Annotated in this window: 25 protein-coding genes; 16 read left to right on the top strand and 9 right to left on the bottom strand. The window is 76.3% G+C overall.

Annotation, left to right across the window (positions count from 1 at the left end):
* Nucleotides 1-12: 12 nt before the first annotated feature.
* From FHX36_RS03285 to FHX36_RS03275, 3 genes are all read left to right on the top strand, one after another.
* Entirely contained in the window at nucleotides 13-924 is a 912-nt protein-coding gene (locus FHX36_RS03285; RefSeq protein WP_110550291.1) for a Dyp-type peroxidase, read from the top strand.
* 8 nt (nucleotides 925-932) lie between these two features.
* Nucleotides 933-1,079 (top strand): hypothetical protein, encoded by a 147-nt coding sequence (locus tag FHX36_RS03280; protein WP_181428590.1) that lies wholly within the window; start codon nucleotides 933-935, stop codon nucleotides 1,077-1,079.
* Between the two features lie 65 nt (nucleotides 1,080-1,144).
* Complete coding sequence (locus FHX36_RS03275) at nucleotides 1,145-2,881, top strand: pyruvate dehydrogenase (RefSeq protein ID WP_110550277.1); 1,737 nt, start codon at nucleotides 1,145-1,147, stop codon at nucleotides 2,879-2,881.
* Nucleotides 2,882-2,929: 48 nt separating this feature from the next.
* Here FHX36_RS03275 and FHX36_RS03270 read toward each other — a convergent pair whose 3' ends face one another.
* A complete protein-coding gene (locus tag FHX36_RS03270; protein WP_110550276.1) occupies nucleotides 2,930-3,238 on the bottom strand; it encodes a hypothetical protein in 309 nt (102 codons plus the stop codon).
* A gap of 174 nt (nucleotides 3,239-3,412) precedes the next feature.
* On the opposite strand from FHX36_RS03270, the gene FHX36_RS23775 reads away from it, so the two are divergent.
* On the top strand, nucleotides 3,413-5,920 hold the full coding sequence (locus FHX36_RS23775) for an arginase family protein (protein ID WP_309147299.1): 2,508 nt from the start codon (nucleotides 3,413-3,415) through the stop codon (nucleotides 5,918-5,920).
* Here the strand turns inward: FHX36_RS23775 and FHX36_RS03255 are convergent.
* Nucleotides 5,878-6,633, bottom strand: coding sequence for an SDR family oxidoreductase (locus FHX36_RS03255; RefSeq protein WP_110550274.1), 756 nt, complete (start codon nucleotides 6,631-6,633; stop codon nucleotides 5,878-5,880). The two genes, FHX36_RS23775 and FHX36_RS03255, sit on opposite strands and share 43 nt — an antisense overlap.
* Nucleotides 6,634-6,686: 53 nt before the next feature.
* Between FHX36_RS03255 and FHX36_RS03250 the strand changes: the two genes are divergently transcribed.
* The gene (locus FHX36_RS03250; RefSeq protein ID WP_110550273.1) at nucleotides 6,687-7,286 is read left to right on the top strand and encodes a hypothetical protein; all 600 of its coding nucleotides are present in this window, start codon (nucleotides 6,687-6,689) and stop codon (nucleotides 7,284-7,286) included.
* Nucleotides 7,287-7,329: 43 nt separating this feature from the next.
* Nucleotides 7,330-8,166 (top strand): HpcH/HpaI aldolase/citrate lyase family protein, encoded by an 837-nt coding sequence (locus FHX36_RS03245; protein WP_110550272.1) that lies wholly within the window; start codon nucleotides 7,330-7,332, stop codon nucleotides 8,164-8,166.
* Nucleotides 8,167-8,215: 49 nt separating this feature from the next.
* Here FHX36_RS03245 and FHX36_RS03240 read toward each other — a convergent pair whose 3' ends face one another.
* Nucleotides 8,216-8,989: a putative protein N(5)-glutamine methyltransferase gene (locus FHX36_RS03240; RefSeq protein ID WP_183513485.1), complete on the bottom strand. Its 774-nt coding sequence runs from the start codon at nucleotides 8,987-8,989 to the stop codon at nucleotides 8,216-8,218.
* A 125-nt stretch (nucleotides 8,990-9,114) separates the two neighbouring features.
* Between FHX36_RS03240 and FHX36_RS03235 the strand changes: the two genes are divergently transcribed.
* Both FHX36_RS03235 and FHX36_RS03230 read left to right on the top strand, forming a co-directional pair.
* Complete coding sequence (locus FHX36_RS03235) at nucleotides 9,115-9,657, top strand: SigE family RNA polymerase sigma factor (RefSeq protein ID WP_110553578.1); 543 nt, start codon at nucleotides 9,115-9,117, stop codon at nucleotides 9,655-9,657.
* Entirely contained in the window at nucleotides 9,654-10,673 is a 1,020-nt protein-coding gene (locus FHX36_RS03230) for a hypothetical protein (RefSeq protein WP_110553579.1), read from the top strand. The genes FHX36_RS03235 and FHX36_RS03230 overlap by 4 nt, the downstream gene beginning before the upstream one ends.
* A gap of 10 nt (nucleotides 10,674-10,683) precedes the next feature.
* On the opposite strand, the gene FHX36_RS03225 is transcribed toward FHX36_RS03230, so the two are convergent.
* Together FHX36_RS03225 and FHX36_RS03220 are read right to left on the bottom strand one after the other, a co-directional pair.
* Nucleotides 10,684-11,481 carry a putative hydro-lyase gene (locus FHX36_RS03225; protein WP_110553581.1) on the bottom strand — a complete coding sequence of 266 codons (798 nt, stop codon included), beginning with the start codon at nucleotides 11,479-11,481 and terminating at the stop codon, nucleotides 10,684-10,686.
* 2 nt (nucleotides 11,482-11,483) lie between these two features.
* Nucleotides 11,484-12,191 (bottom strand): GntR family transcriptional regulator, encoded by a 708-nt coding sequence (locus tag FHX36_RS03220; RefSeq protein ID WP_110553583.1) that lies wholly within the window; start codon nucleotides 12,189-12,191, stop codon nucleotides 11,484-11,486.
* A gap of 159 nt (nucleotides 12,192-12,350) precedes the next feature.
* Here FHX36_RS03220 and FHX36_RS03215 point away from each other — a divergent pair, with 159 nt between their 5' ends.
* The 7 genes from FHX36_RS03215 (at nucleotide 12,351) to FHX36_RS03185 (ending at nucleotide 19,788) form a co-directional block, all read left to right on the top strand.
* Nucleotides 12,351-13,604 (top strand): NRAMP family divalent metal transporter, encoded by a 1,254-nt coding sequence (locus FHX36_RS03215; RefSeq protein ID WP_110553585.1) that lies wholly within the window; start codon nucleotides 12,351-12,353, stop codon nucleotides 13,602-13,604.
* A gap of 14 nt (nucleotides 13,605-13,618) precedes the next feature.
* Nucleotides 13,619-14,386: a LamB/YcsF family protein gene (locus FHX36_RS03210; RefSeq protein WP_181428886.1), complete on the top strand. Its 768-nt coding sequence runs from the start codon at nucleotides 13,619-13,621 to the stop codon at nucleotides 14,384-14,386.
* A complete protein-coding gene (locus tag FHX36_RS03205; RefSeq protein WP_183513483.1) occupies nucleotides 14,386-14,997 on the top strand; it encodes a 5-oxoprolinase subunit B family protein in 612 nt (203 codons plus the stop codon). Before FHX36_RS03210 ends, FHX36_RS03205 begins: the two co-directional genes overlap by 1 nt.
* Nucleotides 14,994-15,845, top strand: a complete 852-nt coding sequence (locus FHX36_RS03200; protein ID WP_183513482.1) for a 5-oxoprolinase/urea amidolyase family protein — start codon at nucleotides 14,994-14,996, stop codon at nucleotides 15,843-15,845. The genes FHX36_RS03205 and FHX36_RS03200 overlap by 4 nt, the downstream gene beginning before the upstream one ends.
* Before the next feature lie 32 nt (nucleotides 15,846-15,877).
* Nucleotides 15,878-18,094, top strand: a complete 2,217-nt coding sequence (locus FHX36_RS23320) for a winged helix-turn-helix domain-containing protein (protein ID WP_183513481.1) — start codon at nucleotides 15,878-15,880, stop codon at nucleotides 18,092-18,094.
* Between the two features lie 91 nt (nucleotides 18,095-18,185).
* A complete protein-coding gene (locus FHX36_RS03190) occupies nucleotides 18,186-19,109 on the top strand; it encodes an alpha/beta fold hydrolase (protein ID WP_183513480.1) in 924 nt (307 codons plus the stop codon).
* A 4-nt stretch (nucleotides 19,110-19,113) separates the two neighbouring features.
* The gene (locus tag FHX36_RS03185) at nucleotides 19,114-19,788 is read left to right on the top strand and encodes a polyamine aminopropyltransferase (RefSeq protein WP_220036125.1); all 675 of its coding nucleotides are present in this window, start codon (nucleotides 19,114-19,116) and stop codon (nucleotides 19,786-19,788) included.
* A 13-nt stretch (nucleotides 19,789-19,801) separates the two neighbouring features.
* Here the strand turns inward: FHX36_RS03185 and FHX36_RS03180 are convergent, their stop codons facing one another.
* Nucleotides 19,802-21,148 (bottom strand): MFS transporter, encoded by a 1,347-nt coding sequence (locus FHX36_RS03180; RefSeq protein ID WP_110554358.1) that lies wholly within the window; start codon nucleotides 21,146-21,148, stop codon nucleotides 19,802-19,804.
* A gap of 58 nt (nucleotides 21,149-21,206) precedes the next feature.
* Nucleotides 21,207-22,529, bottom strand: coding sequence for an alpha-amylase family protein (locus FHX36_RS03175; protein WP_183513478.1), 1,323 nt, complete (start codon nucleotides 22,527-22,529; stop codon nucleotides 21,207-21,209).
* A 162-nt stretch (nucleotides 22,530-22,691) separates the two neighbouring features.
* Between FHX36_RS03175 and FHX36_RS03170 the strand changes: the two genes are divergently transcribed.
* A complete protein-coding gene (locus tag FHX36_RS03170) occupies nucleotides 22,692-24,095 on the top strand; it encodes an MFS transporter (protein ID WP_343056561.1) in 1,404 nt (467 codons plus the stop codon).
* 2 nt (nucleotides 24,096-24,097) lie between these two features.
* On the opposite strand, the gene FHX36_RS03165 is transcribed toward FHX36_RS03170, so the two are convergent.
* Nucleotides 24,098-24,487, bottom strand: a complete 390-nt coding sequence (locus FHX36_RS03165) for an ankyrin repeat domain-containing protein (protein ID WP_110550801.1) — start codon at nucleotides 24,485-24,487, stop codon at nucleotides 24,098-24,100.
* Nucleotides 24,488-24,545: 58 nt separating this feature from the next.
* Complete coding sequence (locus FHX36_RS03160; RefSeq protein WP_110550800.1) at nucleotides 24,546-25,298, bottom strand: dienelactone hydrolase family protein; 753 nt, start codon at nucleotides 25,296-25,298, stop codon at nucleotides 24,546-24,548.
* Nucleotides 25,299-25,326: the final 28 nt, after the last annotated feature.

Here is a 25,326-nt window from a genome sequence, read left to right as displayed (position 1 = left end):
AGGGTGTCGGGCGTGACGACCCAGCCCGGCATCTTCGCGCTCGGCACCCCCGAGCACTGCTACCTCGAGCTCGACCTGGAGCCCGGCAGCTCCGCGGAGGACCTGGTCCGCGGGGTCGCCGGGCTCACCGGCCCCCTCTCCTCCACCGGTGGGGTCAACCTCGTCGTGGGCTTCCGCCCCGAGCTGTGGGCCTCCGTCGCCCCCGACGACGCCCCCGCCGACGCAGCCGGCTTCACCGAGGACATCGTGGGCGCCGGTCGCTTCCGGATGCCGGCCACCCAGCACGACGCCTGGGTGTGGGTCGCCGGTGGCAACCGGACGGCGGTCTTCGACAACGCCCGCGCCGTGCTCGCCGCGCTGAAGGGCGTCGCCACCGTCGGCCGCGAGATCACCGGCTGGCTGTACCAGCACGACCGCGACCTGACCGGCTTCATCGACGGCACCGAGAACCCCTCGCTGCTCACCGCCGCCGCGGTCGCCGCCGTCCCGGCCGGCGAGCCCGGCGCCGGGGCCAGCATCGTGCTCGTGCAGGTCTGGCGGCACGACAGCGCGACCTGGGAGTCGCTGGGGATGTACGGCCAGGAGATGAACATGGGGCGCACGAAGCCCGACAGCGTGGAGCTGCCCGAGGACGTCATGCTGCCCAGCGCGCACGTCGCACGCACCACCCTGGAGGTGGACGGGGAGGAGAAGCAGATCTTCCGGCGCAATGTCGCCTACGGCGGCGTGACCGACCACGGGACGGCGTTCGTCGGCTTCGCCCGCGACCGCTGGCGGCTGCACGAGATGCTGCGGCGGATGGCCGGGGCGACCGACGGCGTCCGCGACGGCCTGACGAACTACCTGAAGCCGCTGAGCGGGGCGTACTACACCTGCCCGTCGATCGACGCGCTCGCGCGCTTCGCGCCGCCGGACGAGGACTGAGCCGCGTCGTGAGCGACGAGGAGCCCCCACGCGAGCCGGAGGGCGGCGACCCGGCGTGCTGGGTCGACCAGGTGTGCCCGGCGTGCGGGCGGCTGGCCGAGCGGCTGCCGTCGGGCCGGTGCGCGGCGTGCGGCGAGGTCTGGGACGCCGGCTGACCGATGTTCGGCTGCGTCCCTCCGGGTAGGGGTGCAGCAGCCAACCACCTCCCGAGGAGCCCGCCATGGCGAACCCCACCGTCGCCGCCCAGCTCGTGACCATGCTCAGGGACGCCGGAGTGCAGCGGATCTACGGCGTCGTCGGCGACAGCCTCAACCCGGTCGTCGACGCCGTCCGGCACACCGACGGCATCGAGTGGGTGCACGTCAGCAACGAGGAGGGCGGCGCCTTCGCGGCGGCCGCCGAGGCCCAGGTGACCGGCCGGCTCGCCGTCTGCGCCGGATCGTGCGGGCCGGGGAACACCCACCTGCTCCAGGGGCTGTACGACGCCCACCGCAGCGGCGCGCCGGTGCTGGCGATCGCCTCGCACATCCAGTCCCAGGAGATCGGGATGGCCTTCTTCCAGGAGACCCACCCCGAGCGGCTGTTCCAGGAGTGCTCGTACTGGTGCGAGGTCGTCACCCCGAAGCAGATGCCGCACAACCTGCGGGTCGCGATCCAGACGGCGGTCGGCAAGCGCGGCGTCTCCGTGGTGGTGCTCCCGGGCGACCTCGCCGCGGAGGAGTCCGGCGGGCCCACCGTGCCCAGCGCCGTGGTCACCGAGCCCTCACCGGTGCGCCCGGCGGCTCAGCAGGTGCAGGCTCTCGCCGACGCGATCAACGCCGCGCGCACGGTGACGTTGTTCTGCGGCGCCGGCTGCAAGGACGCCCACGACGACGTCATGGAGCTGGCCGGACACGTGCTGGCGCCGGTGGGGCACGCGCTGGGCGGCAAGGAGTGGGTGCAGTACGACAACCCCTACGACGTCGGGATGAACGGGTTGCTCGGCTACGGGGCGGCGCACAAGGCGACGCACGAGGCCGACCTGCTCGTGCTGCTGGGCACCGACTTCCCGTACACGAACTTCCTGCCGCAGGCCCGGACGGCGCAGGTGGACGCCGACCCCTCGCACCTGGGGCGCCGCACCCCGCTGGAGGTGGCGGTGCACGGGGACGTCGGCGAGACGATCCGGGCCCTGCTGCCGCTGCTGGAGCGCAAGACCGACCGCCGGTTCCTCGACGGCATGCTGCGCGACCACGCGCACGCGCTGGAGAAGGTCGTCGACGCCTACACCCACCGGGTGGAGAAGATGCGGCCGACCCACCCGGAGTACGTGGCCGCCCAGCTGGACGAGCTGGCTGCCGACGACGCCGTGTTCACCGTCGACACCGGCATGTGCAACGTCTGGGCCGCCCGGTACCTGACCCCCAACGGGCGGCGCCGGGTGATCGGCTCGTTCCGGCACGGCTCGATGGCGAACGCGCTCCCCCACGCGGTCGGCGCGCAGTTCGCCGCACCCGGCCGGCAGGTGGTCTCGATGAGCGGGGACGGCGGGCTGGCCATGCTGCTCGGCGAGCTGATCACCGTCCGGCTGCACCGGCTCCCGGTGAAGATCGTGCTGTTCAACAACGCGTCGCTCGGCATGGTGAAGCTGGAGATGATGGTCGACGGCATCCCCGACTTCGAGACCGACCACGAGCCGACGGACTTCTCGGCGATCGCCGCCGGCGTCGGGATCCCCGCCTACCGCGTGGAGGACCCGCGCGAGGTGCGCTCGACGCTGGAGAAGGGGCTGGCAGAGCCGGGCCCGGTGCTGATGGAGTTCGTGACCGACGCCAACGCGCTGTCGATCCCCCCGGCGATCACCGGGGAGCAGATCCGGGGGTTCGCGACCTCGGCGTCGAAGATGGTGCTCGGCGGCGGGGTCGGGAAGATGATCGACCTGGCGCGCAGCAACCTGCGCAACGTGCCGCGCCCCTGAGGGGGCTGTCCGCAGGCCGCGGGCGGGTCCGCCGCGGCTGACCGCGGGTCAGGCGGCGGAGGCGCGCTGGGTGCTGCCGTACCAGCTGGTCAGCAGCTGGTGCCGGACGGTGGGCGAGAGCGCGCCCCAGCGCAGCAGCGCGGCCCGGGCGGGCAGCGCGCTGGCGGCGGCCAGCTGGCCGAGCTCGCGGACCCGCTCCGGGCGGGGCCCGGCATGGCTGTGCCCGTGCCCGTGGGCGCGCTCGTGCAGCCCGGCGGCCAGCACGGTGTCGAAGGCCGCGAGGATGTCGGCCTGGTGCGCGGAGTCGAACCACTGCGGGCTCCGCGGGGAGCTCTCACCGAGGTGATGACGGGTCACGATGGTCTTATCGGCCCGATGCGGGCCGACCGTGACTCGAACCAGCAGCGCACTGGCGTCCGACCTGCACGTCTCTCCCCTCCGGGCTCTCTCGTCACACCTGCACCACCGGCCACTCGCCCGGCAGTCGCGCAGCTCGCCAGAACTGTCGTACCCCGAACGTATGTTCGACCCGTGACCGAGACGGCGGTGCTGATCGACCTGGTGTCCCCGCACCGGGTCGCCCCGTCACGGCTGCCGATCTCCTGGTTGTCGGACGACAAGATCGCCCGGGAGCTGCAGGCGGTGCAGCGGCGGCGGGCTGCGGACGCCGCCTACGAGGCGGAGCTGATCGTGGCCTTAGCCCACGCCCGCCCGGCCGCGCTGGACCCACCCGCCGGTGCCCCTGGTGCCCGCCGGCGGAGCTGGACCGGTGGGGGTGTGGACGGCGGGGTGAGTGAGTTCTTCACCGCGGAGCTGTCCGCGGTGCTCAACCTGGGCCGCGGCACCGCCGACTACCGGCACGCCCGCGCCCGCACCTGGCTGACCAAGCTGCCCGCGACCTTCGCCGCGCTGGCCGCCGGCGAGCTGGACGAGCGCCGGGCGACCCAGCTGGCCGAGGTGCTGATGCACACCAGCCCCGATGTCGCCGGCCAGGTCGAGGCCACCCTGCTGAGCGAGGCCCGGGACCTGTCGGTGGCGCGGCTCACGGCCCGCGCCACCCAGGAGATGCTCCGCCTGGACGCCGCTGCCGCCGAGCAGCGCCGGCAGGCCGCGGCCAAGGCCGCCGACGTGCACCTGCACCCCTCGGCCACCGACGGCCGGGCCACTCTCGCCGCGGACCTGCCCGGCGAGGAGGCGGTGGAGTGCTACGACGTGGTCGACCAGCTCGCCGGGATGCTCCAGGCCGCCGGCGACGACCGCCCGATCGGCGCGCTGCGGGCGCACGTGCTGTCGCTGCTGGTCCGCCGCCCCGCTGATCATGGGTTACCGGACGTACGCGCCGATCTGACCATCACCGCCGACCTGGCCGCGCTGACCGGAGCCGGCCACACCCCTGGTGAGGTCAACGGGCTGCCGATCACCGCCACCCACCTGCGCGAGCTCCTCACCCGCCTCGGCGCCCTCGGGGCCACCGCCCCCGACGGCGGCACCCTGCGTTACGCGCTCACCGGCCCGGACGGCGAGCTGCTGGCCACCACCACCCCCGCGGAGCTGGCCCGGTTGGCCCGCCGCGGCTGCTCCACCCACCCCGTCGCAGCTTGCGGGTGTCCGGTGCTGGGCCCGCCGCCACCGACCGACGCCTACGCCCCCACCGACCGGCAGCGGGCGTTCCTGGCCGTCCGCGACCGCCGCTGCCGGTCCCCAACTGCGGGCAACGCACCGGCTGGACCGACCTGGACCACGTCACCGCCCACGCCTGCGGTGGAGCCACCGACTGCACCAACCTGTGCTGCCTGTGCCGCTCCCACCACCGGCTCAAGACCTTCGCCCCCGGCTGGCGGTTCACCCTGGACGGGAACGGCACCCTGCACGTCACCACACCCTCGGGCGTCACCCGGACGACCCGACCACCCGGCCTGCGACCACGACCACCCGGCCTGCGACCACGACCACCTGAGCCACCCCCGCCACCCCCGCCAGATGAGCCGCCACCGTTCTAGGGCCCCGCGGCGGGTGGCCTCGGCAACCGGGCCGCCAACGACCGTCGCTCGGCTGCCAACCCGGCCCGCGCGCTGGTCGCCGCCCGGTGACCGGTGCCAGCCTCGGACGATGACGCAGGGCATCGGCGTGATCGGGGTCCCCACCACCGCCGGCTCGCACAACGCCGGCCAGGAGAAGGCACCGGCGGCGCTCCGCGCGGCGGGGCTGGTCGACGCCCTGCGTGCGGCCGGCGTCGACGTCGAGGACACCGGCGACCTCGCCGTCCGCCGGCACCGGCCGACCCCACCGGTCGACGGCGTCCGCGACCTGGACCGGGTCGTCGAGCTGGCCGCCGAGGTCGCCGACCGGGTGTCCGAGGTGCACGCCGCCGGGCGCCGCCCGCTGGTGCTGGGGGGCGACTGCACGGTCACCCTCGGCGTGGTCGCAGGCCTCGCCCGGCACGTCGACGTCGGGCTCGCCTACGTCGACGGGGACGCCGACCTGAACACCCCCGGCGGCAGCACCTCCGGCGTCCTGGACACGATGGGCACCACCCACCTGCTCGGCGGCGGCGCCCCCGCGCTGGCCGGCCTCGGCCCCCGGGTGCCGCTGCTGCCCGACGACCACCTCGAGCTCTTCGGATTCGACCCCGGGGAGCTGGACACCGACCAGTGGACCCAGCTGGTGGCGCACCGGCTCTCCGCGACCCCGGCGCCCGTCGTCCGCACCGACCCGGCCGGCCACGCCGCCGCCGCGCTGCGCCGGCTGGAGGCCGCCGCCGACGCCGTCCTCGTGCACCTGGACGTCGACGTGCTGGACACCAACGACTTCCCGCTGGCCAACTTCCCGCACTCGGCCGGGCTCGCCCTGGACGAGGTCGCAGCCGCGCTCGCGGTCTTCTGCAGCAGCGACGCCCTGGCCGGGCTCGTGCTCACCGAGGTGAACCCGGACCACGACCCGGACGGTGTGCTGCTCCCCCGGATCGTCGAGGTCGTGGCCGCGGCGCTGACGCCGGGTCAGAGCCCGCCCGCGACGCGCAGGACGGCGCCGGTGCAGTAACCCGCCTCGGGGCCGAGCAGCCAGGCGATGGCCGGGGCGATCTCGTCCGGCTCCCCCGGCCGGCCCATCGGCACCCGGCCGGTGACCCGGTCCAGCCGCCCGGCGTCGCCCGCGCCGGCGTGGATGCCGGTGCGCACCAGCCCGGGCGCCACGGCGTTGACCCGCACCCCCTCGCCGGCGAGCTCCTTGGCCAGCCCGACGACGAGCGCGTCCACCCCCGCCTTGGCCGCCGCGTAGTGCACGTACTCGTGCGCCGAGCCCAGCGTCGCCGCGCTGGAGGAGACGGCGACGATCGCGCCACCGGCCCCGCCGCGGCTCCGGGACATCACCTGCGCCGCCCGCCGGACGCACCAGACGACGCCGAGCAGGTTCACGTCGACCACCTGCCGGACGACGTCGACCGGGGTGTCGGCCAGGTCGCCCAGGTGCGCGGTCAGCCCGGCGTTGGCCACCAGCCCGGTGACCGGGCCCAGCTCGCCGGCTGCGGCGAACAGCGCGTCGACCTCGGCGGGGTCGGTCACGTCGGCCTGGACGGCGACCGCCCGCACCCCACGCGCCTGCGCGGCGGTGACGACGGCGGCGGCCTCGTCCCGCCCGGTCCGGTGGCCGACGACCACGTCGTGCCCCAGCCCGGCGAGGTGGAGGGCGGTGGCGGCGCCGATGCCGCGGCTGCCGCCGGTGACCAGGGTGAGCGGGCGGGGTGAGGGGGGCACCCCGGCATCCTCCCCCGCGCCGACTGTCACACCCGCCCGGCAGACTCAGCGGCGTGGAGCACCCCTCGGACGCCGTCGTGCGACGGCTGCACCCGCTGCTCGTCGAGGTCCGCGACGCCCTCGTCCGCGGCCTCGCCGTCAGCCGGGCGATCCACGCCGAGCACGACTGGCAGCCCGGCGCCGACCGGCACCTGGACCACCAGCTGGTCCGCCGCGAGGCGATGGAGCGGCTGCGGCCCTACGCGGAGCACCACGACCACCCCTTCGGCACCCAGCTGGAGCTGCTCGAGCCGGCCAACGAGAACCTCGGCCTGCCGATGAGCGGGCTCATCCTGCGCACCCCCACCGAGGTGCTGCGGGTCTGGCACTCCGACGACGGCGAGCTGCCCGCCGCCGAGACCCAGGGTCTGCGTGACTTCTACGCGCAGGCGCCCACCGCCCAGCTGCGCCTCCAGCTCGCGCTGGACACCGTCCCGGGCGACCCGGGCCGCCGAGAGCACCTGGCGCTGCTGTGGGCCGACTCGCGCACGCCGGGCCGCGATCCCGAGCTGGTCAGGTTCGACCTGGTGCGCCCGCGCGGTTCCAGCGGCCGGCGGGTCGACGTCGACTGGCACGTCGGCCTGCTCGACCGGCTGCGCAGCTCAGCCGCCTGACCCCGCGCGGCACCCGGCCCGGCCCGGCCCGCAGAATGGCCGGGTGCACAGAGGACGGAACGTAGACCCCGGGATCGCCCGATCGTGGCTGCTGGTGAACGGCGCCCGCACCGAGCTGTTCGACAGCGCACACGACTCCCGCGCCGACCAGATCGTGCTCGACATCGAGGACGCGGTCGACCCGGCGCGCAAGCCGGCCGCCCGCGCGGACGTCGTGCAGTACCTGTCGTCCGGCGAGAAGCGCGCCTGGGTGCGGATCAACGACCGCTCCACCGAGTTCTGGTCCGGCGACGTCGACGAGCTCAAGGGCCAGCCCGGCCTGGCCGGCGTCATGCTCGCCAAGACCGAGGCCGCCGAGCACGTCACCGAGACCTTCGACCGGCTCGGCGGCGGCACCCCGGTGCTCGCGCTGGTCGAGTCGGCGCTCGGCATCGAGGAAGCCGTGCACATCGCCAAGGCCCGCGGCGCCTTCCGGCTCGCCTTCGGCAGCGGCGACTACCGCCGCGACACCGGCACCAGCGCCGACGACCTGGCGATGGCCTACCCGCGGTCCCGCCTGGTGGTCGCCAGCCGGGTCGGCGGCCTGCCCGGTCCGATCGACGGCCCGACGGTGAGCTCCAGCCACCCGGTGCTCCGCGAGCAGTCGGCGCTCACCGTGTCGCTCGGCCTCACCGGGAAGCTCTGCCTGGACATGGACCAGCTGCCGGTGATCAACGAGGTCATCAGCCCGGCACCGTCGGACGTGGCCTGGGCCCGGGACTTCCTCGCTGACTTCGAGGCACGGGGACAGGTCATCCGCGACGGCAGCGACCTGCCCCGGCTCGGCCGGGCCCGCAAGATCGAGAAGCTCGCCACCGCCTTCGGCGTCCAGCCCAGCTGACACCCACCGACGAACGGCCCCTCCACCACCCGGGGGGCCGTTCGTCGTCTCAGGCCCGGACGGCGACGACGACCGTGCCGGCCAGCTCCTCGTCCACGACGACCCGGCCGGCCAGGCCCGCGCGGGTGACGGCAGCCAGCGTCCCCGCTGCCTGCCGGCCGCTCGTCTCGATCAGCAGCGCGCCGCCGGGCGCCAGCCATGCCGGCGCTCCGGCGGCCACCCGGCGCTGCACGTCCAGCCCGTCCGCGCCGCCGTCCAGCGCCGCCCGGGCCTCGTGGTCGCGGGCCTCCGGCGGCATCAGCGCGATCGCCTCGGTGGGCACGTAGGGCGCGTTCGCCACCAGCACGTCCACCCGGCCGCGCAGGCCCGCCGGGAGGGCGTCGAACAGGTCACCGAGGTGCACCGCGCCGGTCACGTTCCGCCGCGCGCAGCGCACCGCCGCCGGGTCGACGTCCGCCGCGTGCAGCTCGACCGGGCCCGCCGCCGCCGCGACGGCCACGCCCACCGCGCCGGTGCCGCAGCACAGGTCCACGACGACGTCGCCCGGCGAGGTGAGCGCCACGGCCTCGCGCACCAGCAGCCGGGTGCGCTGCCGGGGCACGAACACCCCGGGCTCGACGGCGAACCGGATGCCGCAGAACTCAGCCCAGCCGAGCACCTGCTCCAGCGGCTCGCCCTCGACCCGCCGGGTGACCAGCGCGTCGAGGTCGCCGCCGTCGGCTCCCGCCGCCAGCAGCAGCGCCGCCTCGTCCTCGGCGAAGACGCACCCGGCGGCGCGCAGCCGGGTGACGACCTGCGGCAGGTCCGGGTGGTCGACGGTCATCAGCGGACATCCTGCCCGCCCGGACGGAGCCGTGACCGGAACGAGATCGTGCCGGATGGTGCGCGACGGCCACCGACCGCGCGAGACTGCGGGCCACGACGCACCGGGGCGAGGAGGCGAGCGGGGTGGACCGTGCCGACGGGTTCCCGGCGTTCGTCGCCGTGGCCGAGCCGGAGCTGCTCGGCACCGCCTTCCTCCTCACCGGCTCCCGGCGGGACGCCGAGGCCCTGGTGCTGACCGCCCTGGCGCAGGTGCACCGCCGCTGGCGCCGACTGGGCTCGGTGCAGGCCGCGACCGAGGAGGCGCGCCGGTCGCTGGTGGCCGCTGCGCTGCAGCCGGGCGCCCCGCAGCAGGTCGAGGACGCCGGCGGACCGGGCCCCTCCCCCGTCGACCACCGCTGGTTGCAGGCACTGCACCGACTGGCGCCGCGCACCCGGGCCGCCGCGGTGCTGCAACTGCACGACGGCCTCGACGCCACCGCCACCGCGGACCTGCTCGGCTGTGACCCGGCCACCGCGGTCGCCGACCTGCAGACCGCGCTGCACACCCTCGAGCCGCTGCTGCCGGCGGCGGAGCCGCCACCCGTCGCCGCACCGGCTCCGGCCGTCGATCCACCCGACGACCCCGCGGACGACGACCCGTACGCCATCTACCGGCGGCCCCGGTGACCCCCACCGAGGAGCGCGTCGCCGAGCGGCTGCGCGAGCTCGCCACCCTCGCCGGGCCACCGGGCGGCCCTTCGACGGCCGAGCGGGCGGCCTTCCACGACCGGACCCGCCGCCGGCGTGCCCTGGGCCGGACGGTCGCCGCGGTGGCCGTCGTCGTGGTCGCCAGCACCGCCCTGCTCACCCGGCCGGAGTCCCCCGCTCCCTCGCTCGTCGCCGACACCCGCACGCCGGCCGCCGTCCTGGCCGCCCGCACCGTCCCCGACGCCTACGAGCTGCCGCCCCGGGGCTCCCTCGCCGGCGACGAGGAGTTCCTGGCGGGCGTGGCTGCCCTGGACTGGTCGGAGACGGTGATCAACGGCCAGGCGTGGAGCACCGACCCGGGCAGCCGCCGGGTGGTCTACGCCGCCGACGTCCCTGGCGGGCACCGGTGGGCCGTCGTCCTCGGCAGGTCCGGGGTGCAGTGGATGTACGCCTGGTTCCGCGGACCGGCGGGCGCCGACCCCGACGAGCTCGAGCTGGCGCTCCCGCCGGAGCGGATCGTCCGGGGTCACGTGCTCGCGCTGGTCGACATGTCGGCGCCCCGCGGCCCGCTGGTGGTGCTGGGGCGGCCCGGCGACGGGGCCGAGTACTCCCCCAGCCTCGACCGGATGCCCGACGGCACCCTGGCCCGGCAGTTCGCCCCGCTGCCCGTGGTGGACGGCGTGCCGCTGGGCACCGTGACCACCCCGATCACCTGGGACGCCGGGCAGGTCCTGCTGGTGCGCGACGGGCACCGGATCGACCTCGACCTGCTGCGGACCGGCCACCCGGTGTCCACGCTGGTGTACGGGACGGGCATGCCGGACCCCGCCGTCCTCACGCCGTGCATGGCCGCCCTGGGCATCGACGTCGAGCTCGACGGCAGCGGCGGCGCCTCCTGGACCGACTCCAGCACCGGCCGGCTGAGCAGCGCGGAGCAGGCCGAGCGGGAAGCGGCCGTGGAGGGCTGCTTCGCGGTCGCCACCGGTGGCGGCTGACCGCCGGGGCTCAGAGCTGCCGGTAGGCGGCGTCGGGCACGTCGGTGACGAACATGTGCCCCGGCGCGTGGGTGATCGCGAACGGCGGCCGGGAGGCCATCAGCGCCGCCTGCGGCGTGACCCCGCAGGCCCAGAACACCGGCACGTCCCCGGGGGCGAGCTCCACGGGGTCGCCGAAGTCGGGCCGGTCCAGGTCGGCGATGCCCAGGTCCGCCGGTGAGCCGACGTGCACCGGCGCCCCGTGCACCTGCGGCATCCGGGCGGTCACCTGGACGGCGGTGGCCACCAGCGCGGCCGGCACCGGCCGCATCGACACCACCAGCGGCCCGGACAGCCGGCCGGCCGGGCGGCAGGCGCGGTCGGTGCGGTACATCGACACGTTCCGGCCCTGCTCGATGTTGCGCACCGGCACCCCGGCGTCCAGCAGCGCGGTCTCGAAGCTGAAGCTGCAGCCGATCAGGAAGGCGACCAGGTCGTCGGTCCAGAGGGCGGCGACGTCGGTCGGCTCGTCGACGAGCTCGCCGTCGCGCCAGACCCGGTACCGCGGCAGGTCGGTGCGCAGGTCGGCACCGGCCGCGAGCACGGTGCCCACGGCGCCGGGGTCGGTGACGTCCAGCAGCGGCACCGGCTGCGGGTTCCGTTGCCCGAACAGCAGCATGTCCCAGGCCCAGTCCCGCGGCAGGACCACGAGGTTGGCCTGGGTGTGCCCGGGGGCCCAGCCCGACGACGGCACCGCCACCCCGGCGCGGAACCGGCCCCGGGCGGTGGCGGGGTCGGCGGCGGCGGCGGCGGGGACGATCGTGGTCACGGTCAGCTCCTGGGGCGTTCGCGGTGGGCGGCCAGCAGCTCGGCCTCCGAGTCGTGCAGGTAGTCCTCGAGCTCCTTGGCCGCCCGCTCGCACTCTCCGGCGACGAGCAGGTCGAGGAGCCCCCGGTTGCGGCTCACGTAGGGCTCGTACAGCCGCCGGGGCTCGGCGACGGCGGAGAAGGCCAGCCGCAGCTCGGCGAGCAGCCGGGCCGCGGTCTCGTCGAGCCGCCGGCTGCCGGCGAGCGCCACCAGGTGCTGGTGGAAGCGCATGTTCGCGGTGCCCACCGCCGGCCAGTCGCCGCGCCGGGCGGCGTCCTCACCTGCGGCGACGTCGTCGTGCAGCGGTCGGAGGCGCGCTGGTTCCAGTCGCTGCAACCGGCGGACCACGTCACACTCGATGGTCCGCCGCAGCCGGTAGAGGTCGACCAGGTCGTCCTCGTCCAGCTCGGGCACGAAGACGCCGCGGTGCAGGTGGTGCACCAGCAGGCCCTCGTGGGTCAGCAGCCGGAACGCCTCGCGCAGGGTGTTGCGGGAGACCCGAAGCACCTCGACCAGCTGCTCCTCCGACAGCCGGGTGCCCGGCGGCAGGTCACCCTCGATGACCCGGTGGCGGAGCAGCTCGGCGACCCGCTCGGCGGTGCTGGAGCGGTCGAAGGAGCGCACCTCGTCGGCGACCGTGCGCAGCCAGGGTGCGTCCGGGGCGGAGGTCATGGCGCCATCCTGCCCCGCCGCAGCATGTGTCGGAACAGTTAATTGTGGTCGCATCCCCTTGAAGGATTGTTGAACAACTCTCTAGGTTCAGCGGTCTGAGGCGCCTGCACTGATCCGCACCGATGCGGGTACAGCCGCCTGACCGAACCGGGAGCAGCCATGGCATCCACTCCGGACAGCCCGCCGTCCAGCCCCGCGCAGCCCACGCCCACCGGCGGCCGGCTCGCCAGCAGCACCCGCTCCACCCTGCTCGGCGCCATGTTCCTGATGGCCACCTCGGCCATCGGCCCGGGCTTCATCACCCAGACCACGACCTTCACCGTGCAGCTGGGCGCGGCCTTCGCCTTCGCGATCGTCATCTCGATCCTGGTCGACATCGCCCTGCAGCTGAACGTCTGGCGGGTGATCGGGGTCAGCGGCCGGCGCGCCCAGGAGCTGGGCAACCTGGTCGCCCCCGGGCTGGGCTGGGTGATGGCCGGCTTCCTGGTCGTCGGCGGGCTGGTGTTCAACATCGGCAACGTCGCCGGCTCCGGGCTGGGGCTGGACGCGATGCTGGGCCTGGACCCGAAGCTCGGCGGCGCGCTCTCGGCGCTGATCGCGATCGGCATCTTCCTCAGCAAGAAGGCCGGGGTGGCGGTCGACCGGATCGTCGTCGTCCTGGGGCTGGCGATGATCGCGCTGACCACCTACATCGCGATCACCTCCGGACCTCCGGTCGGCGACGCGCTGAAGAACGTGGTGCTGCCCGAGCAGGTGGAGATCCTGGCGATCACCACGCTGGTCGGCGGCACGATCGGCGGCTACATCGTCTACGCCGGCGCCCACCGGCTGCTCGACTCCGGCGTCACCGGCCCCGCGCACGTCCGGGACATCACCCGCGGCTCGATCACCGGGATCCTGATCACCGCGGTGATGCGGGTCGTGCTGTTCCTCGCCATCCTCGGCGTCGTCTCCGGCGGCGCTGCGCTGGACCCGGACAACCAGGCGGCCTCGGCGTTCGAGCAGGCCGCCGGCGAGGTCGGCCTGCGGGTGTTCGGCATCGTGCTCTGGGCGGCGGCGATCACCAGCGTCATCGGCGCCTCCTACACGTCGGTCTCCTTCGTGACCTCCCGGACGAGGACCTCCGACCGCACCCGCACGCTGCTGGTCGTCGGGTTCATCGCGGTCACCGCGCTCGCCTACCTGGTGATCGGCACCGCCCCGACCACCCTGCTGGTCTTCGCCGGCGCCTTCAACGGCCTGCTGCTGCCGATCGGCATCGCCGTACTGCTGTGGGTCGCCACCCGCCGCACCGACCTGCTGGGCGGGTACCGCTACCCGCGCTGGCTGCTCGCCGTCGGCTGGGTCGCCTGGCTGCTGACCCTCTACCTGGCGGTCAACTCGGTCCGCCCGGTGATCGAGCTCTTCTCGTGAGGGAGGCTGTCGGCATGACCCAGGTGCGCGTGGACCTGAACTCCGACCTCGGCGAGGGCTTCGGCCAGTGGACCCTCGGCGACGACGACGCCCTGCTCGGCGTGGTCACCAGCGCGAACGTCGCCTGCGGCTTCCACGCCTCCGACGCCACGATCATGCGGCGGGTGTGCGCGCAGGCCGTGCAGTCCGGTGTCGCGATCGGCGCCCAGGTGGGCTACCGGGACCTGCCCGGCTTCGGTCGGCGGTTCATCGACGTGGAGCCCGAGTCGCTGACCGCCGACGTCGTCTACCAGATCGGCGCGCTGGAGGCCTTCGCCCGGATCGCCGGCGACCGGGTGCGCTACGTGAAGCCGCACGGCGCGCTCTACAACGCGATCGTGCACCACGAGGAGCAGGCGGCCGCCGTGGTCGCCGCGGTGGTCGCCTACGACCGCACGCTGCCGGTGCTCGGGCTGCCGGGCTCGGCGTGGCTCCGGCTGGCCGGCGAGGCCGGGCTCACCGTCGTGCACGAGGCCTTCGCCGACCGCGCCTACACCCCCGAGGGCACGCTGGTCTCCCGGCGGCTGCCCGGCGCGGTGCTGCACGACCCGGCCGAGATCGCCGCGCGGTGCGTGGCGATGGCCGCCGGCGAGCCGATCCGGGACGTCGAGGGCGGCGACCTGACCCTGCGGCCCGGGTCGATCTGCGTGCACGGCGACACCCCCGGCGCGGTGGAGATCGCCCGGCAGGTGCGCGAGGCGCTGACGTCCGCGGGGGTCGCGCTGGCCCCCTTCGCCGCCTGATGCGGCTGCTCCCCAGCGGGAGCGCCGCCCTGCTGGTCGAGCTCGACGGGCTGGACGACGTGCTGGCGCTGTACGCCGCGCTGGCCGCCGCCCCGCCCGACGGCGTGCTCGACGTCGTCCCCGCGGCCCGCACGGTGCTGCTGGTGACCGACCCGGCCCGCACCACGCTCGCCGCGGTGGCCGACGCCGTCCGCCGGACCACCCCGGTGCCCGGCGCGCAGCAGGGCGGCGACACCGTGGAGCTGCCGGTCCGCTACGACGGCGCCGACCTCACCGAGGCCGCCGCGCTGCTGTCGCTGAGCCCCGACGAGCTGGTGGCCCGGCACACCGGCAGCGAGTGGACGGTCGCCTTCTGCGGCTTCTCCCCCGGCTTCGGCTACCTCACCCAGCGCGGCGCGGAGTGGGACGTCCCGCGCCGCTCCACCCCGCGCACCAAGGTGCCGCCGGGCTCGGTGGCGCTGGCCGGTGAGTTCAGCGGCGTCTACCCGCGGGAGTCCCCCGGCGGCTGGCAGCTCATCGGGCGCACGGACGTCGCCGTCTTCGACCTCGACCGCGACCCGGCCGCGCTGCTCCGGCCGGGCACCCGGGTGCGCTTCGTGGTGGCGTCGTGACCCCCCGCGCGCTGACCGTGCTGGGCCCCGGCCCGCTGACCACGGTGCAGGACGAGGGCCGGCCCGGGCAGGCCGCGCTCGGCATCGGCCGCTCCGGCGCGTGCGACCGGGCGTCGGCGGCGCTGGCCAACCGGCTCGTCGGCAACCCGGCGGGTGCCGCGCTGCTGGAGGTCACGTTCGGCGGGCTGGCGGTGCGCGCCGAGGCCGACCTGCTGGTGGTCACCACCGGCGCCCGCTGCCCGGGCGCGCCGCACGCCGCCCCCACCGTGCTGCGGCGCGGCCAGGAGCTGCGGCTCGGCGCACCGGCCAGCGGGCTGCGCAGCTACCTCGCCGTCCGCGGCGGCATCGACGTCCCGCCGGTGCTGGGGTCGCGGGCCACCGACGTGCTCGCCGGGCTCGGCCCCGCGGTCGTCGCCGCCGGCGACGTGCTCCCCGTCGGCGAGCCGTCCGCACCGCTGCCCGGGGTGGACCTCGCACCCGTCGCCGACCCGCCGGCCGGCGAGGTGACCGTGGCCGTGCTGCCCGGGCCGCGGGCCGACTGGTTCGGCGAGCCGGGGTGGGCCGGGCTCACCGGGCAGCCGTGGTCGGTCACCAGTGAGAGCAACCGGGTCGGGCTGCGGCTGGACGGCGTCCCGCTGGAGCGGCTGCGCGAGGGCGAGCTGCCGAGCGAGGGCATGGTGCGCGGCGCGCTGCAGGTGCCACCGTCGGGCACCCCGGTGCTGTTCCTCGCCGACCACCCGGTGACCGGCGGCTACCCGGTGATCGGGTACGTGACCGACGCCGACGTCGACCGCTGCGCGCAGCTGCGACCGGGACAGGTGATGCGCTTCCGCCCGCGCGCGGCGTGACCGACACTCCTCGGGTGGAGGGTGCCCGCCCCGTGCTGACCGCCCAGCTCCGGGTGCCGCGCACCCCGCGCACGCTGGTGCCCCGCCCCCGGCTCACCACCCGGCTGGACGCCCTGGCGCAGGTGCCGGTCGCGGTGGTCACCGGCGGCGCCGGCTGGGGCAAGACGACGCTGCTCGCCGAGTGGGTGCGCCGGGCGAGGTCGCCGGTCGCCTGGGTGACCGTGGGCCCGCTGGACGGCGACCCGGTCCGGTTCTGGACGCTGGTCGCGACCGCGCTGTCCGGACCGGCGCCCGAGGCGACCGGGCCGGCGCTCGCCGCGCTCGGGGTGCCGTCGGTCGACCCCGTGGACGTCGCCCTGCCCCTGCTGCTCAACGGCCTGGCCGAGCGCACCGCTCCGGCCCTGCTGGTGCTCGACGACCTGCACGAGGTGACGGACGGGCGGGTGGCGGCCGGCCTGGAGCTCCTGCTGGAGAACCAGCCACCGGCGCTGCGCGTGGTCCTCGCCGGCCGCGGGGTCCCCGTCCCCGGGCTGGCGCGGCTGCGCGCCCGCGGCCGCCTGGTCGAGGTCGGCCGCGAGGACCTGCGCTTCACCGACGCCGAGGCACGCGAGCTGCTGGCCGGGACGCCCCAGGGCGACGGGGACGCCGCCGCCGGCGTGGTCTCCCGCTCCGAGGGGTGGGCCGCCGGCCTGGCACTCGGCGCGCTCGCCCTGCGGGGCGCCGCCGCCGGGCACGCGCCGCGCCCCGGCCCGCCGGGGCGGGAGCACGCGCTGGAGTACCTGGCGGCCGAGGTGCTCGCCGGTCAGCCCGCCGCGCGGCGCGAGCTGCTCACCGCCGTCGCGGTGCTGGACCGGGCCAGCGGTGCGCTGCTGGACGCCGTGCTGGACCGGCGCGGGTCGGCGGGCGAGCTGGCCGACCTGGAGCGGACCGGCACGTTCGTCGGCACCGCCGACGGCGAGTGGTACCGGATGCACGAGCTCACCCGGGCCGCCCTGCTCCGCGAGACCGACCCGGCCCGGACGAGGGAGCTGCTCACCCGCGCCGCCCGCTGGTCGCTCGACGCCGGGCTGCCCGAGGACGCCGTCCGCGCCCTCCTCGCCGCCGGCGACCACCCGGCCGCCGCGGACGTGCTCGTCGCCTCCACCGGGGTCTTCCTCGGCACCGGCCGGGTGGGCGTGTTCGCCCAGCTCGGCGCGCTGCTCGAGCCGGCGGCGACCGCGTCGGTGCCGCTGCTGGCGTCGCTGGCCTGGGCGGCCGGGGTGACCGGCCGGCTCGACCGGGTGCCGGCGCTGCTGGACCGCGCGGAACGGCTGCTGCGCGACGGGGCACCCGACCCCGGCTACCCCGGCTTCGCCACCACGGCCGGCGCCCTCGCGTCGCTCCGCTCGGTGTACGGCACGCCCCCGACCGCCGCCCCGGGCGCGGCCCGGACGGCAGCGGAGACCGCGGTCGCCGCCGAGACGGACCCGGGGCTGCCCGGCTGGGTCGCCGCCCACGTCGCGCTGGGCGGCGCCCTCCTCGCCGGCGGGGACCCCGCCGCCGCCCTGCCGGTGCTCGACCGGGCGTGGTCGGCCCCGGCCGTCGCCGTGCTGCCGGCCTCCTCCCGCCTGGAGGTCGCCGGCCTGCTGGGTTGGTGCCTCCTGGAGGCCGACGACCCGGACCGGGCCCGGGGGGTGGTCCGCACCACGGCGGCGGAGGTCACCGCGCTGGAGTCGGCGCTGGGCGACGCGGCCGCCGGTGCGGTCGCCCTGCTGCACGCCGTCGCCGCCCGGCTGTCCGGCGTGGACGGCGACCTGCGCTCGGCCCGCCGCCGCTCCGCCCGCGCCGCTGACCTGGTCACCGTCCAGGCGCACCCGGCGGTCGCCGTGCTGGTGCTCGTCGACGCAGCCGGGTGGGCGCTGCGCTGCGGCGACGCGCGCGCCGCGCTGGCGCTGCTGGACCAGGCGAGGGAGGCAGCCCGCGACGCGCCGCCGGCGCCGGCGCTGGCCGCCCGGCTCGTCGCGCTCGGCGCCGAGGCCGGCAGCGGGGTCGCCCGGTCCAGCCGCGCCGTGCTGGCCGAGCCGCTGACCGAGCGGGAGGTGACGGTGCTCCGGCTGCTGCGCGGGCCGCTCAGCCGCCGGCAGATCGCGGCCGAGCTGCACCTGTCGGTGAACACGGTGAAGGGGTACACGGCCGCGCTGTACCGGAAGCTCGGGGTGGACTCCCGGGCGGACGCCGTCACCCGCGCGGCCGAGCTCGGGCTGGGCTGACCACCCGGGGTGGTCCGGCCGGGTGGGTGGTGCGCGGCCACCCGGCCCGACGGCACGCTGCGGTCACGATCCCTCCGACCAGGAGCTCCCCGTGACCGACCTCAGCGCGTCCCCCGCCCGGCTCGAGTGGCCGGCCGGCGCCACCTCGCACGTCACCGACCTCGACGGCCCGGTGCGGCACCTGGACCTGGGCGGCCCGGCCGGCGCGCCGGTCGTCGCGGTGCACGGCCTCGGCGGCTCGGCGCTCAACTGGGGCCTCCTGGGCCCGCGGCTCGCCCGCACCCACCGGGTGCTGGCCCTCGACCTGTTCGGGCACGGCCGCAGCGGGCTGCCCGCCGCGCCAGGCCTGGCGGCCGACCGGCGGATGCTGCACCGCTTCCTGACCGAGGTGGTCGGCGAGCCGGTCGTGCTGGTCGGGCACTCGATGGGCGGGGTGCTCGCGCTGCAGCACACCGCCGAGCACCCGGGCACCGTCGACCGGCTGGTGCTGCTCAGCCCGCCGGTACCCGGCACGGCGGGCCGGCTCGACCTCGCGATGCTGGCCAAGCGCGCCGTCCTGCGGGTGCCCGGGGTGGCCGGCGCGGTGCGCCGCAAGCTGGCCGGCCTCACCCCCGAGCAGGTCGTCGACCAGCAGCTGCGCCAGGCCACGCCGCACGCCGACCGCATCCCGCCCGAGGTGGTGGCCGCCTCCGTGGCCGAGACCCGGGAGCGGTCCGGCGACCCGGACGCCGACCGGGCCCAGGCGGTGCAGTGGGCCGGCATCACCGACACCATGGCTCTGCTGGGCCGGGCCGCGGCCTGGCGGGCGACGCTGGCCCGGGTCGCCGTCCCGACGCTGTGGCTGCAGGGCGCCGACGACCCGCTGGCCGACCCGGACGACGCCGCCGCGCTGGCCGCCACCCGGCCGGACTGGCCGTTCGAGCTGCGCGCCGGCGCCGGCCACCTGCTCGCGCTGGAGGACCCGGCGTGGACCGAGGACCGGATCACCGGCTGGCTGGCCGCTGGTGCACAGTGACGCGGTGATCGAGCACGACGAGCTGCAGGAGCTGGGGCGGGCGTCGGGGGCGCACGGCGAGGTGGTGCTGCGCCGGCGGGGCGCGGTGACCGAGCTGATCGTCGACGGCGTGTTCGCCATGGACGACGTCGACACCTCCACCGAGCGGGCGCTGGCCACCGAGGCGCTGCGCCGGTGCACCGGCGACGCGCTGCGGGTGCTGGTCGGCGGTCTCGGGCTGGGCTGGACGGCGGCGACCGTGCTCGCCGACCCGCGGGTCACCGAGGCCGACGTCGTAGAGCTCCAACCCGCGCTGGTCGGCTGGGCCGGGGAGGGGCTGCTGCCCGGGCTGCCGGTGCTGCCCGACCGGCTCCGGCTGCGCACCGCCGACGTCGCCGACGCGCTGGCCGGGTCGCCGGGCCGCTGGGACGCCGTGCTGCTGGACGTGGACAACGGCCCGGCGTTCCTGGTGCACGAGACGAACGCCGGGCTCTACGCCGAGCCCGGGCTGTCCACCGCGCTCGCGGCGCTGCGCCCGGGCGGCGTGCTGGCGATCTGGTCGGCCGACCCGGCGCCGGAGCTCGCCGACCGGCTGGCCGCCCTGCCCGGCGCAGCGGACGTCGAGCACCTCGTGCTGCCGGTCGATCGGGACGGCCGCCGGTTCGACTACGCCGTCGTGGTCGCCCGCCGCGCCGGCTGAACCGCGCCGGGGCTCAGTCCTGGTCGGTGGTCCGCGCGTAGGCCGAGGTGCCGCGCAGCCGGGCGCGGGCGGCGACCACCAGCGGGGCCAGGACGACGCCGTCGCGGGCCAGCCGGGCGCGCAGCTGGCGCCGGTGGGTGAGCACGCCGACCAGCCCGATCGCCCAGAACACGTACTGCACGGCGAACGCCGCCCGGAACGCGTCCAGCGAGTAGTCGGTCGAGCTCCCCGGCGTCATCGCGTCGAGCACCACCCCGATCGCCAGCACGGTGAGCAGCGAGGCGACGAAGCCACCGACGTTGACCACGCCGGTCGCGCTGCCGGTGCGCTCGACCGGGTTCTCGGTGCGGGCGAAGTCGAAGCCGATCATCGACCCCGGCCCGTTGGTGCTGAGCACCAGGACCAGCACGACGAGCAGCCACAGCGGTGCCCGGCCCGGCCAGAGCAGCACCACGGTCCAGACGGTGACGGTGGCGGCGAGGATGCCGAACACCAGGTCGGACCGGCGCAGCGGCCAGCGCCCGACCAGCTGGCCGAGCACCGGGGCGAAGCCCATGCCGACGACGACGAGCAGGCTGAGCAGCGTCGCGGCGCCGCCGGCCGACATCCCCTGCCCGACGGTGAGGAACGGGAAGCCCCAGAGCAGCGCGAACACGGTGCCGGAGAACTGGGTGACCAGGTGGGTGAACAGCCCGATCCGGGTGCCCGGCTCGCGCCAGGTGGCGACCAGGTTGCTGCGCACCTCGGCCAGCCCGGTCGGCGCGGAGACCTCGACCCCGGGCGGGGCGTCGGTCAGCGAGACCAGCACCAGCACGCCGACCAGCACGCCGACGGCGGCCGCGCCGAGGAACGTCGGCGTCCAGCCGGCCGAGTGCAGCAGCGCCACCAGCGGGTACGCCGCGACGATCTGGCCGATCTGCCCCAGCAGGCCGGTGAGCTGGGTGATCACCGGCACGGTGCGGCCGGGGAACCACAGCGGCACCAGCCGGAGCACGCTGATGAAGGTCATCGCGTCCCCGGCGCCGACCAGCACGCGGGCGAGCACGGCGGTGGGCACGTCGCCGGCGAGGGCGAGCACCAGCTGGCCGACGGCCATCGTCAGCGCACCGGCGACGATCATGCGGCGCGAACCGAACCGGTCCAGCGCGACCCCGACCGGCACCTGCATCCCGGCGTAGACCGCCAGCTGCAGCACCAGGAACAGCGAGATCGCCGACGCGCCCGCCGAGAAGCGCTCCTGCGCCTCGACCCCGGCGACGCCCAGCGACGCCCGGTGGAAGATCGCGACGGCGTAGGCGACGAGCCCCACCGCCCAGACGGCGTAGGCGCGCCGCGGCGCTCGGGTCGCGGGTCCGGTCACGTGCAGGGACGACGCCGACGCGCCGTCCGCGCATTCCCGCCCGGCGCTGTGCGGTCGCTCACCCGTCCAGCACGGCCCAGCCGTGCGCCCCCAGCTCGACCGCCGCGCCGTCGGTGCCCGGCCGCTGCACGGTGCCCGCGCCGGCCAGCAGCGCCCCGGCCCCGGGCGCCGGCACGGTGACCGGGGTGCCGGCCAGGTTCAGCGCGACGACCAGCCGCTGCCCGTCGGCGCTCGCCGCGTAGCTGAGCTGCCGGTCGGCCCGGTGCAGCGGCGTCGTCCGGGCGCGGTGCAGCCAGCGGTGCCGGCGGCGCACGCCGATCAGCTCCTGGTGCAGCCGGTAGGTGGGCCAGCCGTAGGGCGCCAGCTCCTCGGGGGTGCCCGGGAAGGGCGGCCGGACGGCGTCGTCGCCACCGGCGCGGTCCTCCTTGACGCCGGTGAAGGCCTGCTCGTCGCCGGCGTAGACCGAGGGCGTGCCGCCGACGGTGAACAGCACGGCGAGCGCGTGCGGCAGGTGCGCGGGCTCGGTCAGCCGGCTGGCGATCCGGGTGACGTCGTGGTTGCCGACGAAGGTCAGCGGCGCGAACGTGTCCAGGAACCCGTCGTGCCGGCCGAGCGCGTGGGTCAGCTCGTGCAGGTTGCCGTCGTTGAGCGAGCTCCAGACCGCCTTCCACAGCTCGTACTGGGTGACCGCGTCCATCCCCGACTCGGTGACCACCCGGGCGTAGTCGCCGTGGATCACCTCGCCCACGACGTAGGCGTCCGGGTGCCGCTCCCGCACCCGGGGCAGCACGGTGGCCCAGAAGGAGGTCGGGACGGCGTAGGCCGCGTCCAGCCGCCAGCCGTCGGCGCCGCGGTCCAGCCAGTGCGTCATCACCTCGGTGACCCAGTCGGCGACGGCCGGCGAGGAGTGGTCGAGGGCGACGAGCTGGCCGTGGCCCTCGAAGGTGTCGTACTCGGGCTCGGCGTCCGGCCCGCCCGGCCAGCGCAGCCGGAACCAGCCGGCCGTGGGTGCCGTGGGCCCCTGCTCGAGGACGGCGCGGAAGGCGGGGTGCTCGCGGCCGACGTGGTTGAAGACGCCGTCCAGCAGCACCTTCAGCCCGCGGTCGTGGGCGGCGGCGACCAGCGCGTCGAAGTCGGCGTCGGTGCCCAGCCGCGGGTCGATCCGCAGGTGGTCGACGGTGTCGTAGCCGTGGGTGCTGGCGGCGAAGACCGGGCCGAGCGCGAGGCCGTTGGCGCCGAGCTCGACGGCGTAGTCCAGCCAGCCGGTCAGCCTGCCGAGGCGGGGGGTGACGGCCCCGTCCGCGGGCAGCTCACGCTCCGCCCCGACGAACCCCAGCGGGTAGACGTGCCACCACACCGCGTCCTGCACCCACTCCGGCATGGCACTCCCTGGTCGGCCCGGCGAGGCCCCGACGCTACGGCGTCCGCCCGCGCCGCCGACCGACCCACCCCCACTGCGGACAGGGCCGTGTCAGGGACCGGTGACCGCTGGGCGGAAGGCGGGCCACCGACCAGGCGCACCGTACAACTACCGTCGGACGGCGTGAGCTCCCCGGCGACCAGCACCGCGCCCCCTGCCGTCCGGCCCGCCCTGGTGCCGGTGCTGATCTACCTGGCGATGCTGGTCGCGGTGATCAGCAGTTTGGGCGCCCCGCTCATCCCGGCGATCGCCGAGGCGAACGACGTCTCGGTCACCAGCGCGCAGTGGTCGCTGACCGTGACCCTCGTCGTCGGTGCGGTCGCCACCCCGGTGATCGGCCGGCTCGGCGACGGGCGGCACCGGCGGGCCGTCGTCCTGGTCGTGCTCTCGATCGTGCTGCTCGGCAGCGTGCTGGCCGCCCTCCCCCTCGGCCTGGGCTGGCTGGTCGCCGGGCGTGGCCTGCAGGGGCTCGGCCTGGGCGTCACCCCGCTGGCCATCGCCACCGCGCGCACCGCGCTGGCCGGTGACCAGGCCCGGTCGACCGCCGCGGCGCTCTCGGTGACCGTGGCCGCCGGCGTGGGCCTGGGCTACCCGGTGACCGGGGCGATCGCCGAGGTGGGCGGGGTGCACGCGGCGTTCTGGTTCGGCGCGGCCGCCAGCGCGGTCGCCATCGTCGCGGCCGCGCTGGTGTACCCGCCGTCGGCCGACGTGCCGCCCCGCCGGCTGGACGTCGCCGGCGCGGTGCTGCTCGGGACGGCGCTGAGCGCCGGCCTGCTCGCGCTGGGCGAGGCCGAGCGGTGGGGCTGGACGTCGCCGGCGGTGCTGGGGCTGACCGCCCTCTCCCTGGTCACCGTCGTGGCCTGGGCGGTGTGGCAGCTGCGCGCCGAGGCACCGCTGGTCGACCTGCGGCTGGCCCGCAGCCGCACCGCCGCCACCGCCCACGGCGCGGCCCTGCTGGTCGGGCTGGCCAACTACCTGCTGCTGTCCTCGGTGCCGCGGCTGGCCCAGGAACCGGAGTCCACCGGCTACGGCTTCGGCGCCTCGATCGTCGTCGCCGGGCTGGCGCTCCTGCCGTTCTCGGTGGCCAGCTTCCTGGGCGGCCGGTTCGCCCCGCAGCTGCGGCGCGCCGTCGGGCAGCGGCTGGTGATCCCCGTGGGCGCGGTCGTCCTCGGGATCGGCGAGGTGCTGGTCGGCTTCGTCCGGGAGGACCTGTGGCAGCTGTTCGCCGCGATGGCCGTCGCCGGGCTGGGCGTGGGCACGGTGTTCGCCGCCCTGCCGGGGCTCATCGTGTCCACCGTCCCGCCCGGGGAGACCGGCAGCGCGATGAGCCTCAACCAGGTCATGCGCTACGTCGGGTTCGCGATCGGCAGCGCGGCCGGCGCCACGGTGCTGGAGGCCGCGACCGCGGCCGGCGAGGAGAGCCCGGCGACCACCGGCTACGAGGGCATCGGGCTGATCGGCCTCGGCGCCTGCGTCGTCCTGGCGGTGCTCACCGCCACGCTGCCGGACCGCGCCACGACCCGCTGAGCTCAGGCGTCGAGCAGCGCCGTCATCGCCGGCAGCTCGAAGAACTGCGCCGTCGCCCGCGCGCTGGGCTGGCCGCCGTCGGGGTCCGCGCCGGCGGCCAGCAGCGCCTGCACGGTGTCGGTGGACTGCTTGAAGACGGCGGCCGCCAGCGCGGTCTGCCCCCGGTCGTTGGCCCGGGAGTGGTCCGCCCCGCGCGCGAGCAGGGCGGAGACCGTGTCGGCGTGCCCGTGGTAGGCGGCCAGGATGAGGAGGGTGTCGCCCTTCTCGTTCGTCAGGTCGGCCGGCACCCCGGCGTCGACGTAGGCCGCCAGCTCCTCGGTCTCGCCGGCCCGGGCCAGGCCGAACACCCGGACGGCGAGGTCGATGACGCCCTGCTCGATCGGTTCGCTCACGCCGTCCAGCGTAGGTCGGCGCGCCGGGCCCGACCTCGCTCGTCGGGGTGGACCGCCGTCAGCGCGCGGCGACCCGGTCGGTGAGCGCGAGCACGTGCTGCCAGGCGTCCTGGCAGGCCTCGGCCCACTCGCCGAACGCGCGGTCGAAGAACGAGTGCGGTGCGCCCTCGTAGACCACGTCGTCGACCTCGGCGCCGGCCGCCCGCATGGTGGCGGCGAGCTGGAGCTGGTCGGCCACCGGTGTCGCGGAGTCCGCGCCGGCGATGATCATGACGACCGGCCGGCGCGCCTGGCTCGCGGCCTCCCCGACCATCTCGGGCTTCCCGTAGAAACCGGCGCTGCCGGCGATGTCCAGATCAGCGGCGGACTGCCGCCAGGCGTGGCTGCCGCCGAAGCAGAAGCCCACGGTGACCACCGGCAGCGTCGGCTCGGTGCGGCTGCGCAGGTACTCGGCGGCCGCGGTGGTGTCGGCGTCGACACCGGCCGGCGTGGTCTGCGGGATGTGCGTCTGCCAGTCGAAGTCCTCCTCGCGGGAACCGGTGGCCGCCGGGCCCGCGGTGCGCCCGAAGTAGTCGATCGCCACCGCGGCCAGCCCGGCCTCGGCGAACCGCTCGGCGAGGGCCACGTAGTACGGGTGCAGACCGCGGATGTCGGGGAGGAGGACGACCCCGGCGCGCGGGGTGGTGGCCGGCGCGGCGTACGCGGCGGAGAACTCGGTGCCGTCAGCGGCGGTCAGCGTGAGGGTGCCGCGCTCGGCCACGTCCCCGGAGCGGGGCGGTGCGGGCGGGCGGCTGTCGTGGTCGTGGCACATGCCCCGTGTCTACCGGCGGACCGGGGCG

The sequence above is a fragment of the Modestobacter versicolor genome (genome assembly GCF_014195485.1).
Classification (GTDB): Bacteria; Actinomycetota; Actinomycetes; order Mycobacteriales; family Geodermatophilaceae; genus Modestobacter; species Modestobacter versicolor.
This window is presented reverse-complemented; position numbering and strand designations above follow the sequence as displayed.